This window comes from Oryzibacillus soli (assembly GCF_051594765.1).
In the GTDB taxonomy this organism is placed as follows: Bacteria; Bacillota; Bacilli; order Paenibacillales; family NBRC-103111; genus Paenibacillus_AR.
Genome location: NZ_JBPPGJ010000010.1, coordinates 188,663 through 202,213, shown reverse-complemented (window position 1 = coordinate 202,213; position 13,551 = coordinate 188,663). Strand labels below are relative to the sequence as shown.

Genomic DNA, 13,551 nt, shown 5'->3' with positions numbered 1-13,551 from the left:
GCATCTGTCTTTCTGGCGGATGCTCATTTTTTTTGGAGAATTTTCTACCTGGACCTCATTAAATAGGTTGTGGTTATAATTACACCTCGTCTCTCGAAGGGGAGAGAACATTTGGGTTGAATATACATTATGCAGCGTTGCATTTTCAAATTTTAATATGGGGAATTAGTATTGGGGGATGGACAAAAGGGGAAAATTTTATAAATAGAAACACAGTGCTATTATTTGATCTGGAATGATTTTAAGATTTCTTCTGTGATCCGATGAATTGCTTTGATTTCATTTATACTTCTTTCTTTTAACATTGCCTGGTGAACTGTCAATATGTAATTCTCATCTGTTTCCCCTTCATTGATTTTATATTCACTTACAGGCCCGAACACGAAGATTTGGCTCGTTTCAATCTCTAGGGCGTCTATTATTCTTTCCAACGAATCTATGGAGATGTTTCGCGATCCCCTCTCCACACCACTTATATATTGATACATTAACTGAGCTTTTTCAGCTAGTTCTTCTTGCGTAATCCCTTTCTGTTTTCGAATTAATCGAATTCTTTCACCTATTAACTTTCGCAGCACACCCATATTCTCACCCCACTATTAAGAGGGTAAGAAAAAGGTAAACAAATGATAAGTGCGAAATAAGTTTAGTTATTGAAATAAAAACTTATATGTTTTATAATGATCGTAAATTGAATATTTAAAAGAATGACCACGAACCGAATAAATCGATCGTGGTCATTTTTTATAGTTTTGAGAGAGAGGAGATGAAATCATGCATAAGAAACTGCTCGATCAAATAATACTGTTTGACGAGAATGAAGAATTAACACAGTATTGGTTCGAAAGGTATCAAAATATCTCACTCCAAGGACCATTACTTTATCTGGTGAAGGACCAAGTAACAAATTGCTTTTTGGTTACCCGAACGCCTGATGGTATTACCGAACTCGTTAATTCGCAAGGGGAAAGATTCCGAATTTCGGGTATATCATACAGCGAAGGGCCGAATGCTTCGCTACTATCAAAAATGAAGAAGGGCATTATCGAGCGGGACTTGTCCAGATTTTTAGTAGCCGACTCGTATGAGCGCCCAATTGACTTGTTTAAGTTTGTTTAGCTTGGGGGGAGTGGGGGCTAAGCCTAAACCTAAAACTACGGCTAATAAGTGGAGGTTTGAAAAATGATATATACTATCCGTGATATCCCGGGAAGAGCACTCTTTTATGACTCCAAAGAAACTCGGGAGGGGCTCTATGAGGTTTATGTGGAGACCGAAAACGGTATAATTAATGATGAGATCAAATGTCGTTTGCAGGATTCTGTTGATGGTTTGATAGAAGTAGAACGTTATTTTAGCCATCTTGTTGAACATGTCAGCGACCTTTCAATCAAACGACTAATTCTAGAGAACCTGATACGCGATTGCCAAATGGAAATTTCTGCCTACGGAAACGAAATTGCAACATCGTCGCCTGAAGAATTGGAGAGAACGTGGGGGCCGCGAGATCCAAAAAATTGGAGGACTATGCTGTATCCTACCCGTTTGGAACTATTGGAAGGCAATATGAAGAATACCATTCGAGAATTAAAAGAATGCCAAAAAATGTTGGACGAGTTGGAGAGTGGGGCGGAATAGACGAGGCTAATCCCGATTGAAGTGACACTGAAAAATTAGACAGTCATGAGGTTAAGGCATGAAATCGGTATTTACTGGGTTCATGCCTTTTAATTATGTTATATCCGCATCGAAGGTGGGTGGAGTCTTGTACAAATCCGTAATTCGAGATGGCAAGTTTGTTGTTCTTGTAGTGGATGGCATATTTGAAATACCTGCAATGGAATTGCCGACAGAAGAACTTGCGGATAAAGTAGCATACGAACTACAAAGTGCTTGGGATCAAGGTGTTGCATGGGGATCATATTACAAGGGGAAGGAGCATAAAGGTCGTGAGTACAATACAAATATCAGTGAGACCATTCAAAAACTAATGACTATAAGTCCTGAGGATCAAGAAGCTTATCATCAAAGAGTAAGTCGGCGTAATGAAAGAGTTCAAAAGGTTGAGGAAGCCAGAAGGTGGAGAAATGTTTTAAGCTGGAAGAGTAAGGAAGACAATGGAGCCACATAACTATCCTATCAAGTTTTGAATTACCCCTCCCTGAATTCGAGGGCTCAAGAATTTGAGAGAAAGTATCGGGGTTGAAAGGACGTATTATCGGGGCTGAAAGGACAGAGATATAGAAAGCACTTATAAAGCAGGAATCGCTTATTTTTACGGAGTAGAATGTATGTTTCAACACACCGAGTAGAATGTATGGATACAACGATGTATAAATTCTAATGGTGTGTTGTTTATAGAAATTATCTTTTGAATGCCTCTTCAAGGCACTCCTTAATGAACTGACTATTTTTCTGGCGAATTTTTCGCTGTTCAAGTATAACCTGCTTCACGCTTATATTTGAAGATACAAACAACAGTGCATCCTTCGGCTGAGGGCCAACAGCTTCAGAAACAACTCCATTCAATGATACATAAACTTTGGTATCCATGTTGCTAACCTCCTAAGATTATTCGCGCGTAAATAAAGGGATTATTATTTGTATCACAGTAACATGATCGCAATGAACAGTGCCGGCAGCGTGTTCGATGAATAATCAGTCCTTCTATTCCAATAAGCTCGCGGGGTCATGACTCAAATACTTCTCTCGTAATTCCAACAATTCGTTAAGGCTTAATTTCTTAAGTTTATTGGTCTCCATTGCTGAATATTTTTCTGTAATCAAGCCCCTTAAATGTAGCTCGTGGGAAACGAGATGTCTCCACTTTTCAAACATCGCGATAATGACTTCCTGTTCCGTTCTATCGGTACCGCCAAGAATCATCTGGTCTAGTCCGTATCTGCCTTGAATGTCATCTAGAATGCTCCTTACAATGGCAAAGGCAAGGTCATCTTTATTGTCACTGGGTTGAACTGGATTTACAGGTTGGACATTCTCCATGAAGATCATCTCCTATAAATGATTCCATCGCTATTCTTATAAGCTCCTCAATCTTCTAATGAGCTTCTTACGATAAATCTCATAATTCTCTTCATCAAAGCAGACAAAATAAACCTTCTCGATTGTTACTTGCTTGTCACCAACAGCATTTAAATACTCAATCACAGCCTGGAGTGCAATATCGGCCGCGAGCTGCTTGGGAAAGCGGTAGATACCAGTGCTGATATTCGGGAAAGCGATGCTCTTGGCTTTATGTTCCGTGGCCAGGCTTAGGGAATTCCTATAGCAGTTCTTCAGCTTTTCGATCTCGTTGTTGTTACCGCCATTCCAAACAGGACCTACCGTGTGTATGACATAGGACGCAGGCAGGTTGCCTGCTGTGGTTATAACTGCTTCACCGACAGGGCAGCCTCCTTGACGTTCTCGGATCTTTATGCATTCCTCGAGGATGCTTTTACCTCCAGCCTTATGAATGGCTCCATCCACGCCGCCGCCACCCAGTAAGCTTGTGTTCGCGGCATTGACTATTACGTCTGCCGTTACTTTCGTAATGTCCCCTTTAAGCAGGGAAATCATCGTTTGATTGACCTGTACACTAACCTCCACACGTATTCCTCCAGTTTACGAAGATAGCTCTTGATCGGCCGTAGAAACTCCGTAACGCTCCAAAGCTTTGGTCGATGCTTCGAGCAAACGCCTCTTCAGATAATCACCCTCAATAACCCGAACCCGCTTCCCGAGAAAACGGATCTTCGAAAGTAAATACTCCATTTCATCTCCAAGCAAGGAAACCCGGACTCGATAGGTGTCGCTTTCCGTATCGTACTCTACATTTTTTTCGAAACTGGAAAAGGCGTACAGGATTCGGGACAACTCCTCGTTATAGATACGAACAATTTCAATGACCACTTCCGTTTTACGCCTATCGAGTGTTTTTTCGATCTTCTGCAGGAATTTTTCCGCTGCCGACGGCTCAATAGGTTCTGCTGTGACAGAAAGGATCTTCTTCAGCCGGGTGCTCATAAAGGCATGATGCCGGGTGTGATACCAGAGCAAATACCATTCCCTCTTGACCATGGAGTATTCCAGCTTGTAGGGGAACCCGGATTGGTCAGTGTATACACGCCCACCCTTAACCTCGTAAGTTAGCTGAATGCCGGATTGTTTCATGATATGCCGGCGTAAAGTCCGTAGGAGAGGGTGATAGACTTGCTTTTCCAATGTACGGGCCTTTTCAATCAGGTGGTCGGAAATATCCATAACCGGGTCTGGCTCGAGGGCCGAAAGCAGCTTGTCTAATGTCACCGCAGTGAAAGCATCCGCCGCCGCGGGATGATGCAGCATCGTATTCAGCCAAGCCCGTTCGTGGGAGGTGACCATGAACGTACCGGAGTCCTCCAGTCGGGAGATGATCTGGTGGTTAAATATCTTCTCAAATAGATTCATAATAAGACTGAATCTCCTTCCATTCAGCAATCATTTCCCGGCGGAACTGGGCAGGCTCCAGAACCTCGCAGCTGGAACCGAAGCTCCGCAGCCACGGCTTGATTTCAGTCGTACCGTTTACCGTGATCTCATAAATAAAGGAATGTTCATCTTCAAACACGATTTTTCCCCATTGGCCCTGCAGCATGACCCGCTCTTTCACGAAGTTCGGTTCAGAGCCCTCCGGGTTATAAAATCGGGCGCGCACCGTCACCGGCCGACTAGTATCGATCAGCCAGCTGCAACGTATTTTCTCGGCAAGCTCGTTTAGCTTTTCCTCATACCAAACCTCGTCTACAGACTCGTCGTCCTCCTCCATTTGCGTGATTCCCTCCATGCGGTACTTCCGGATTCCCTCTCGCCCGTGGGACAGCAGATACCATCTTCCATATTGATGATCGTATACGATCTTGAGCGGAAGTGTCTTATGGGCTTTCCCCTCTGGGTCCCGTTCAAACAGCGGATTGGTGTTTTTGGAGGAGTAGCTCTTCTCAGACTTTGGAGAGAAATACATAAACCGAACTTTGCGGCGGTGACGAATGGCATGAAGCAGGGTGAACAGATGAGCCTCATCCAAGATCCGCGAATAATAGTGATATTTATATAGGAATGGCTCGACAGCATGCGGCTCCAATTGATTGCGCAGCAGCTGTTTCTTGATTCCATCACGCAGCAGATAGCCTTGAACGGAGGGGACCTGCGTGTTGGCCATTACATCCACAAAATCATACAAATCGAGGAGCTCATCATCCGATAAGCATCGAATTAGGTCGTCTTGGATGCGATACCGGTAGGGACGGGGGCCAGGTTCCCTCTTGATGACTCCGACCTCCTCCAAGTACTTGAGATCGGACCGTATGGTTTTCTCATCAGGCATAGGAAGGTCGGAAGACAGACTGCTGCAGCACATATTGAGCAGCTCCATCGCGGTCAAGGCCCGGTCGTTCATCGCAGCTAACAGGAGCGAGATGCGTTGGCCTTCGGATTCCTTGACGGATTTGGCGCGAAACAGAAATAACAGCAGGGGGTCCGTGGATTCATAGTAGCTAAAGCGAATGGTCTCGGACAATTCCCTGCCCTGTTCCTGCGGCAGATGCTGATGCAGGGAGCTTACGACCTCTTTGAGCTTCCGGATCGTTTTATCAAAGGTGTGGACGGAAATGCCTAACCGCTCAGCGAACTGCTGCCTGTTGAAGGCACCGCTTGTCAGCACCAGCATACGCAGGAATTGAATTTCTTTATCAAAGCTTTCCTTAGCCAAAGGGATCCCCCGTTCCAAAAACATCTTCTTCCATTGTAGCAGGGCAGGGATTTGGGTGAAATGGAAAACTTTATGCCGGGTCGTAATACTTTCGCCATGTTCGTTTCCGCTGAAAGGTGAGATTATAGGTCCTGTAAGACACACGGTTCTTATCCGGACGGCCGTAACGAGGCGGGGATATCGTGTTATCCCGCAGTGCCGTGCCTGTTAGGCTGCGGTATCCTGTACGGACGGATCGGAAAGAAACCACTATTTGGGGTTCGATTCCCCAATCGCCTAGGGAGCGATTTTGGTAGAGCACTCGACTTTCAATCGAGCGAACATTCTGATCAAAGACCAAAGGGGAGAATCCCTAGCGGCTAGTCTATGCGCAGTGCAGTTTAGCCCTGTAATCTGTGGATACCGATGAGCGGAACACCGGAGGCTTTTGTAGGATGGAAGAGGAAGAAGGTTGGCTGAATGAGGGTCACCCATCTGAACCCGATGTCCTTCAAAGGCACTGGCAGACCGATTATCTCAAACGGATTCCGCCCGAACTGCAGTGGGATTCTTCATCCAATGGTCGAACCATTAAGGGGGTAACAAAGATGTTTAAACAAGTAACCATTCAAGCCGACCAGCGCGGTTTACTTTTTTCTAAAGGAAGCTATGTGAAGAAGCTCAATCCGGGGACCTATCGGTATGTATCGTGGTCGCAGAACACCGTTGTCGTTCTGAATGTCGCGAAGCCGTTCGTTGTAGAGGGAAAAGAGCTGCAGCTGTTCCTCCAAGATGAAGACCTGGTGCGGGAACTCGATATCGTACGGGTACAGGACCACGAGTACGTGCTGCATTATGAGGACGGCCAATTCGTGCAGCTGCTTAAGCCCGGCACCTACGCCTACTGGAATATGTTAAAGAAACATACGTTCCTGCATGCAGATATCCGAAACCCTGAACTGCCTGCTAACGTGGATCGTTCGATCCTGCCGAAGCTTGGAGTCCATGTGCAGTCTTTTGAAATCGCTAGTTATGAGTCTGGATTTTTGTTTTATGATCATGTTCTGCAGCGGGAGCTTGCTCCCGGTAAGTACTACTTCTGGAAGGGGCCTGTTTCGGTTGTCGTCAAGTCGGTTGACGGAAGACAACAGCAAATGGATCTCATCGGCCAGGAAATCATGACGGAGGATAAGGTTACGCTGCGACTGAACTTCGTCTGCCAATACAAAATTGTAAACCCGCTGCGTTGCTTGGAGATGAAATCGTTCGACGAGCAGATTCACATTCAGCTTCAGCTCATGCTTCGGGAGTATGTCGGAACGCTGAAACTAGACGATCTCCTGAAACGGAAAGAGGACGTAGCATCGTTTGTCCTGTCCCGTTTACGTGAGAAGGGGGAAGCGTTCGGTGTGCAGTTCCTGAGTGCGGGGGTTAAGGATGTCATTCTGCCGGGAGAAATGAAGGAGATCTTAAACACCGTCCTGCTGGCGGAGAAAAAGGCCCAGGCGAATCTCATCACACGCCGGGAAGAAACGGCCTCGACTCGAAGTCTGCTGAATACCGCCAAGCTGATGGATGAAAACCAGACGCTGTTCCGTCTGAAGGAGCTGGAATTCCTCGAGAAAATATGCGAGAAAATCGGGTCCATCTCTGTAACGGGCGGCGGGGACCTGTTGGGACGGTTAAGCTCTCTCATTGGTGATAAGAAGGAAGCAAGTAAATAACGATCGTCGTCATGAAACATACATTTTACTCCGTCGGAACCTAAAATATTGCTATTCGAATCGGCTGTGGGAGTTGATCCTCAGCTAGCCTAGGGAGGGAAAAGCGTCATGCTGGATGTCAGACAGCAAGTAGTTGATGAATTAAGGAGAATAGAAAAGGAAGAGAACGTACGGATCCTGTATGCTTGCGAATCGGGCAGCCGCGCATGGGGCTTCCCGTCCAAGGACAGCGACTACGACGTCCGGTTTATCTATGCCAGACCGGAGGATTGGTATTTATCCATCTTTGAAAAGCGGGACGTGATCGAACGCCCGATCAGCGATATGCTCGACATCAACGGCTGGGATTTAAGGAAGGCTCTAAACTTGTTCCGCAAGTCGAATCCGCCGTTGCTTGAATGGCTGGGGTCTCCGATCATCTATAGGGAGGACCATAGGGTCGCGGAACAAATCCGCAAGTTCTCTACATTTACTTTTTCACCTAGGGCATGTATGTATCACTATCTGCATATGGCCAAGGGAAACTATCGGGAGTACCTGCAGGGAGAGCAGGTTAAGATCAAGAAATACTTCTATGTTCTTCGCCCCGTCTTGGCATGTGAGTGGATCGAGAAATACCACACCATGCCGCCTATAGAGTTTGATCGGCTTGTCGATCATTTTGTCCCGAAAGGAAGCGAATTAAGAAGTGTCATCGAGAGTTTGCTAGTTCGAAAAAGGGCTGGAGAAGAAATGGACTATGAACCTAGGATCAATCCGATCAACGACTTTTTAGATCAAAGAATCAAGTATTACGAACAAACTGCAGCAGGTATGAAAACGGCGGATGGAGTCCAGGGTCAGGAGCTTGATGATTTGTTCCGGTCTGTAGTAAGAGATATTTGGGAAAAAGGGGTTGAAAACAATGCTAATGTTCTTGAATAAAGCGGAACGGCCCCTTTGGGAGGGGAAGACGCCCATCTATCCATACATTCGAGAGCAAGGTGCGGAGGTAGATGGCTCCTTGCCCGATGATGAAGAGTTCTGGTCCGGCGGCCAAATACGTTGGGTAGCGGGCGGCTTGGATGGAGCCTTTGGACACCATTCGGGCTCCGGCAAGAAGCCGGATGAAGTGCGCGAGCTGGTTCAATTATTGGCGAAGCACTCCAGGAAGCCGAAGCCTTCGATGAGGAAGGCTTTATACGCAATGCTCGATAAAATGGATATTAGCGGCGGCACGGTTGACGCTATTTTGGAAGAGGTGCGCAAGCATCCCGGTATCCAGCCGGGCGCCATTTTCCAAGAGGCGAAGTGGCTTGCGGAGAATGCAGCACACCGGAATGTCGTCAAATTCGGAATTGCGCTGCTGGGACTTTTTCAAAATGAACAGATGAAGGAGCTTCTCTTAACTCTTGGCAAGCATGAAGAATTCACATTATACGCTGCTGTCGCGATTCAGAATGGGATGGAAAACAGCAATGAAGTACTCTTTGAATTGGCTAAGCATGTCCATGGTTGGGGGAAAATTCATCTCGTCGAGAGACTGGAGCCAACCAGCCGGGAGATCAAGGATTGGCTGCTGCGCCATGGGTGTCAAAACAGCGTCATGAATGAATATTTGGCCTGCATATGTGCCAGAAATGGTAACATGCATGAGGCGCTTGCCGCTGAACAGGTGGATCAGGAGTTGTTTGATGGCGCCGCCGATATTATAGAAGCTTTATTGAATGGCGGTCCAGCGGAAGACATCGATGATTATGAGCATGCTCCCCGTGTGATCGCTGAATTCGTCAGATTGGCTCGTGAGATGTGCTTAAGTGCAAAGCATTTGTCTATCCTAATGAGTCTTCATGATTTCCTGGTTCAGGATGAAGAGAAGTGGGCGAAGCGAATGGTAGCGGGGTGGACGGACCAGCTTAGAAGCGACATTAGAGATGCTTGTCAGCGTGTCATTTCCGATTCCAAATGGAGCGCTGTTGTTATGGATGCGGTAAACTCCATCAACTCATTGGACCGTTATTATGGTGTGGCCTGTGCCGAGAAGCTCGGTATGGATATCTGGGATAACCTATACAATCAGCTTATGCAAAACCCGGAGCAGGACCTTCATTACTTTCAGCTTATGAAATCGGATGATCCAAATCGGATTCGGAAGCTGGTTCAACTTGTCGCTGAACATTTGCCGCTGGAGCAGATTGCTGCTGGTCCCGGTAAAGAGATGGGATTAGGCAAGGAATATGCCGCGCACAGGAACTTGGGTATCATTCTGCAAAGCTTGGATCGGTTTGAGGGAATTGGTAAGGGGTTGATCCTCGCCGGACTGAACAGTCCTGTGATAAGCAATCGGAACATGGCGATGAAGGCATTAGAAGGCTGGAGTGTGGCTTCATGGGGTGATCAGCTCGTCGCGGCTATTAATCATTTGTCAGAGGTGGAACCCGATGACGCGGTTAAGGAACGTGTTCATAAGCTGCGTGAGGCTAAAGGGTTATATAAGTAGAGAATGCTTGATAGATACAGGAGTTGATCTTATGGCTTATCAAACAATAAATGGCGTCCGTGTCTGGGGGAACCCAGACGACGGAGCACTGACTCAAGCTAAGACATGTGCTGAACAGGGTAAGGTGGTTCAAACCCTGCTCATGGCAGATCATCATAAGGGATACAGCCAGCCGATCGGCGGAGTCGTGGTATATGACGGGCAGATTTCGCCATCCGGCGTTGGGTATGATATCGCATGCGGGAATAAGGCGGTGCGTACCTGCTTGACCGCAGCAGACGTGAAACCCAGACTAAGTAAGATGATGGATGAGATTGCCCGTAGAATATCTTTTGGTGTGGGGCGCGTCAATAATGAAAAGGTGGACCATGAGCTTTTTGATGACCCGGATTGGGATGTTTATAAAGCGGTAGGCAAGCAGGAGCATGACAAGCTGAAGGCGTTAGCGCGGGACCAGCTCGGTACAGTCGGCAGCGGAAACCATTTCGTAGACCTGTTCGAAGAAGCGGATACTGGCCGTTTGTGGATTGCGAATCATTTTGGAAGCAGAGGATTCGGACATAAAACAGCGAGCGGGTTTATGAATCTGGCTGCCGGTAGGGAATTTCTCGCTAATGCCCCCGGTGAGAAGATGGACCAAGCGCCCGTGCTGCTTGATCTCGGTAGTGAGCTGGGCGATATGTATTACCGCGCAATGAAACTGGCGGGACGCTACGCCTATGCGGGACGGGACTATGTTATTCGGCAAGTGCTGGCCATTCTGGGGACGGATGCCGACCTTGAGGTGCATAACCATCATAACTATGCCTGGAAAGAGAAGCATGACGGCAAGGAGGTCATGGTTGTCCGTAAAGGGGCGACTCCCTCTGCGCCAGGCCAAGTTGGTTTTATCGGTGGCAGCATGGGAGATATCTCCGTCATCGTAAAAGGGAAGGACAGCGAAGAAAACCGGGATGCTTACTACAGCACCGTTCATGGAGCGGGCCGTATCATGAGCCGTACCCAGGCGGCAGGCAAGATGAATTGGAAAACCCGCACCAGAAGCGGCGGTCAAATCAGCACAGAGCAGATGATGGAAGCCGTTCGGACTTTCGGTGTGGAACTACGCGGCGCAGGTACGGATGAGAGCCCGTTTGTTTACCGGAAGCTTCAGGAAGTGCTTGATGCGCATGCGGAAACAGTCGAGGTACTGCACGTGTTGAAGCCCATCGGCGTTTGCATGGCCGGCGCGGATGAATTTGATCCGTATAAGGATTAAGGCGGGTAACTGATATCTTGTAGTAATCGGGGTGATTACGTGATTATTTATAAGGACAATCGCATCACACCCGGCCTGTAAGGGAGGACACAGATTCCCTTGGCTCCCTTGCAGGCTGGGTTTATCCCAAGGGGTGTGATGGAATGAAAAGTAAAGGCAGAAATCGTTCTCGGGCCTATTACCGACATCATCGTAAAAGGGTGATTCAGCGGAAGAGCAGGCTTGCGAAACAATTCGGCTGGCATGAGAAGTGTAGAGGAGCGTTTGCTAAGGGTAAGATTCATTGCTCGTGTTCGTACTGCAGGAAGAAGACGAGCGAACTAGGGTTGCCTAAGTCTGAACGGGTAAGGCTGGAACGAATGGACGAAGAATAGAGCATTAATAAGGAAAATGGCCTTAGCACTTCATAGTCTAAGGCCATTTCTCTATGTAAGGACTAGTAGTTTTTTCGAATTCTGTTCATAGTAACGAAGGAAGCAACGTTAGAACCGATTAATATTCCAGCAACGAGTAATTTATATACTTGAAACGGGAACTGAAAAATGATGTCAGAAAAAATCAATAAACTTATCATCATCGATACGTACGAAAATGACAGCCTTGAAGATAGGCCCTTAATGACATCAGACCGTTCATCCGTCCCCTCTTCCTTATAAAATTTCTTATCGTAGTAATAGTTATAAGAAACAACGACAAGGGCGATGGACCATACTACTAATTCTAACCACTTCACTCAGACTCCTCCTCTTCATATCCTTCATATTCTTCAAATTGGAATGCTTCCGTAATCTCAACTTGAAATAATTTGGCGATTTTGAATGCTAGGATCAAGGATGGGTTGTATTTGTTCGCCTCGATAGAGGCGATCGTCTGTCTGCTTACACCTAAACGGTCGGCCACTTCCTGTTGGGACCATTTTCTTGATGCCCTTAAGAGGTATACGTTGTTTTGAAGCTCACCATTGATCTCCATTTTTCTCCTCCTCAATGTCATTGTAATAAATATCATTCAATTTGTAAAGTATTTATAACATAATGTAATTTATTTTATTCAAAGCTTCTTGTGTTGAAGATCTGAAGGGGGTATTATGAAAATGTACTTCTATTTTTAGGAAGAGGTTAAAACAATGGAAGCGTCTGAATTAAAAGAGAAATTATCTAACCTTTCTATATGGAAAAAGAACGGACAGCGGGCCCCGCATAAGCCTTTGTTAATTCTTCTGGGACTGGCCCAATTGCAGCAAAATAAAACGATTTTACCGTATGAACTTGTCCGGGATCAATTAAAAAGGTTGCTTATTGAATTTGGGCCACCCAGGAAATCATATCACCCTGAGGAGCCTTTTGTTCGGCTAACAACGGATGGGATTTGGAGATTAACTGATTTAATTGATAAAAGGAACTTTTCGGATAAACAGCTTTTAGAGAGAAACGTAGAGGGAGGGTTTAGCGGAGAGGTGCTTTCACTCCTTCAGAACAATGAATTTCTAATCCAAGAACTAGCTGAACTGCTATTGAATGAACATTTCCCAGAAACGATCCATCAAGACATTCTTGATGAAATCGGACTTGATTTTTCTACACGAAAGAAGCGGAAGCGTGACCCGGGTTTTAGAGACAGGATTTTAAAAGCTTACGAATACAGCTGCGCGGTTTGCGGATTCAATGTCAGACTGGGGCATAATTTAGTAGCCATTGATGCGGCACACATACAGTGGCATCAAGCCGGTGGGCCGGATACGGAGGGAAATGGAATAGCGCTATGCTCCTTGCATCACAAATTGTTTGATCGTGGTGTATTTACGATAACTGGGGAGCGGGATTTACTTGTGACTGAACAGGCTTACGGAACACAAGGCTTTGAGGAATGGCTTATGCGCTTTCACGGAAAAAAAGTGCGTTCTCCAATAAACCCAACTTATACACCGAAAGAAAGTTTTATCAACTGGCATGTAAGGGAGGTATTCAGGGGACCGGCTAGATATCGTATTGTATAAGTAGAATATCCGGTGTGCAGCTTTGCATATTATTGGGGGAAGGGAGATTTACTCCATGACTAATATAAGCAGGGAAGAACTAATGAAGGTCTTCAAGAAAGTAAAAGCATCTGTTCGCCAAAAAGCAAAAGAAGCGGGAGCACCATTATATTATATGCACAATGGCCAATATGTTAGAGAAGATCCAAGTGGAGAAATAATTGTACTGGATAGGGATTCTAGTATAATAGACCCTAACTACAAAAAGTAGTGGTTTGCAGAAGCAGAAAAGTTACAAATAGATAAATTAAGGTGCCCAGGAGGGCACCTTCAGCCTGTTGAAAAACTTCAACAGGCTTTTTTACATCCATGTCCTTCAATAAATTA

General features: G+C 46.1%; 16 protein-coding genes. 9 read left to right on the top strand and 7 right to left on the bottom strand.

From position 1 onward, the window contains the following. Positions 1–221: 221 nt before the first annotated feature. Positions 222–584 carry a helix-turn-helix domain-containing protein gene (locus ACSEXW_RS15595; protein ID WP_438447099.1) on the bottom strand — a complete coding sequence of 121 codons (363 nt, stop codon included), beginning with the start codon at positions 582–584 and terminating at the stop codon, positions 222–224. Between the two features lie 190 nt (positions 585–774). Between ACSEXW_RS15595 and ACSEXW_RS15590 the strand changes: the two genes are divergently transcribed. From ACSEXW_RS15590 to ACSEXW_RS15580, 3 genes are all read left to right on the top strand, one after another. Further along, positions 775–1,119: a hypothetical protein gene (locus tag ACSEXW_RS15590; RefSeq protein ID WP_438447098.1), complete on the top strand. Its 345-nt coding sequence runs from the start codon at positions 775–777 to the stop codon at positions 1,117–1,119. Positions 1,120–1,182: 63 nt separating this feature from the next. Continuing rightward, positions 1,183–1,638 carry a hypothetical protein gene (locus ACSEXW_RS15585; protein WP_438447097.1) on the top strand — a complete coding sequence of 152 codons (456 nt, stop codon included), beginning with the start codon at positions 1,183–1,185 and terminating at the stop codon, positions 1,636–1,638. Positions 1,639–1,696: 58 nt separating this feature from the next. After that, positions 1,697–2,131: a hypothetical protein gene (locus tag ACSEXW_RS15580; protein WP_438447096.1), complete on the top strand. Its 435-nt coding sequence runs from the start codon at positions 1,697–1,699 to the stop codon at positions 2,129–2,131. A gap of 233 nt (positions 2,132–2,364) precedes the next feature. Here ACSEXW_RS15580 and ACSEXW_RS15575 read toward each other — a convergent pair whose 3' ends face one another. From ACSEXW_RS15575 to ACSEXW_RS15555, 5 genes are all read right to left on the bottom strand, one after another. Continuing rightward, a complete protein-coding gene (locus tag ACSEXW_RS15575) occupies positions 2,365–2,553 on the bottom strand; it encodes a hypothetical protein (protein ID WP_438447095.1) in 189 nt (62 codons plus the stop codon). Positions 2,554–2,667: 114 nt separating this feature from the next. Further along, positions 2,668–3,003: a hypothetical protein gene (locus ACSEXW_RS15570; RefSeq protein ID WP_438447094.1), complete on the bottom strand. Its 336-nt coding sequence runs from the start codon at positions 3,001–3,003 to the stop codon at positions 2,668–2,670. Between the two features lie 36 nt (positions 3,004–3,039). Next, positions 3,040–3,609, bottom strand: a complete 570-nt coding sequence (locus ACSEXW_RS15565) for an O-acetyl-ADP-ribose deacetylase (RefSeq protein ID WP_438447093.1) — start codon at positions 3,607–3,609, stop codon at positions 3,040–3,042. A gap of 15 nt (positions 3,610–3,624) precedes the next feature. Next, positions 3,625–4,449: a WYL domain-containing protein gene (locus ACSEXW_RS15560; RefSeq protein WP_438447092.1), complete on the bottom strand. Its 825-nt coding sequence runs from the start codon at positions 4,447–4,449 to the stop codon at positions 3,625–3,627. Then, the gene (locus tag ACSEXW_RS15555) at positions 4,436–5,749 is read right to left on the bottom strand and encodes a helix-turn-helix transcriptional regulator (protein ID WP_438447091.1); all 1,314 of its coding nucleotides are present in this window, start codon (positions 5,747–5,749) and stop codon (positions 4,436–4,438) included. Before ACSEXW_RS15555 ends, ACSEXW_RS15560 begins: the two co-directional genes overlap by 14 nt. 587 nt (positions 5,750–6,336) lie before the next feature. On the opposite strand from ACSEXW_RS15555, the gene ACSEXW_RS15550 reads away from it, so the two are divergent. The 4 genes from ACSEXW_RS15550 to ACSEXW_RS15535 all read left to right on the top strand — a co-directional run bounded on the left by ACSEXW_RS15550 (position 6,337) and on the right by ACSEXW_RS15535 (position 11,189). Then, positions 6,337–7,452: a slipin family protein gene (locus ACSEXW_RS15550; protein ID WP_438447157.1), complete on the top strand. Its 1,116-nt coding sequence runs from the start codon at positions 6,337–6,339 to the stop codon at positions 7,450–7,452. Positions 7,453–7,560: 108 nt separating this feature from the next. Further along, positions 7,561–8,376, top strand: a complete 816-nt coding sequence (locus tag ACSEXW_RS15545) for a nucleotidyltransferase domain-containing protein (protein WP_438447090.1) — start codon at positions 7,561–7,563, stop codon at positions 8,374–8,376. Continuing rightward, complete coding sequence (locus tag ACSEXW_RS15540; RefSeq protein WP_438447089.1) at positions 8,357–9,931, top strand: limonene hydroxylase; 1,575 nt, start codon at positions 8,357–8,359, stop codon at positions 9,929–9,931. Before ACSEXW_RS15545 ends, ACSEXW_RS15540 begins: the two co-directional genes overlap by 20 nt. A gap of 31 nt (positions 9,932–9,962) precedes the next feature. Further along, complete coding sequence (locus ACSEXW_RS15535; protein ID WP_438447088.1) at positions 9,963–11,189, top strand: RtcB family protein; 1,227 nt, start codon at positions 9,963–9,965, stop codon at positions 11,187–11,189. 729 nt (positions 11,190–11,918) lie between these two features. Here ACSEXW_RS15535 and ACSEXW_RS15530 read toward each other — a convergent pair. Then, the gene (locus ACSEXW_RS15530; protein ID WP_438447087.1) at positions 11,919–12,161 is read right to left on the bottom strand and encodes a helix-turn-helix transcriptional regulator; all 243 of its coding nucleotides are present in this window, start codon (positions 12,159–12,161) and stop codon (positions 11,919–11,921) included. A 154-nt stretch (positions 12,162–12,315) separates the two neighbouring features. Here ACSEXW_RS15530 and ACSEXW_RS15525 point away from each other — a divergent pair, with 154 nt between their 5' ends. After that, on the top strand, positions 12,316–13,185 hold the full coding sequence (locus ACSEXW_RS15525; RefSeq protein ID WP_438447086.1) for a phosphorothioated DNA-binding restriction endonuclease: 870 nt from the start codon (positions 12,316–12,318) through the stop codon (positions 13,183–13,185). Positions 13,186–13,240: 55 nt separating this feature from the next. Beyond that, positions 13,241–13,435: a hypothetical protein gene (locus ACSEXW_RS15520; RefSeq protein ID WP_438447085.1), complete on the top strand. Its 195-nt coding sequence runs from the start codon at positions 13,241–13,243 to the stop codon at positions 13,433–13,435. Positions 13,436–13,551: the final 116 nt, after the last annotated feature.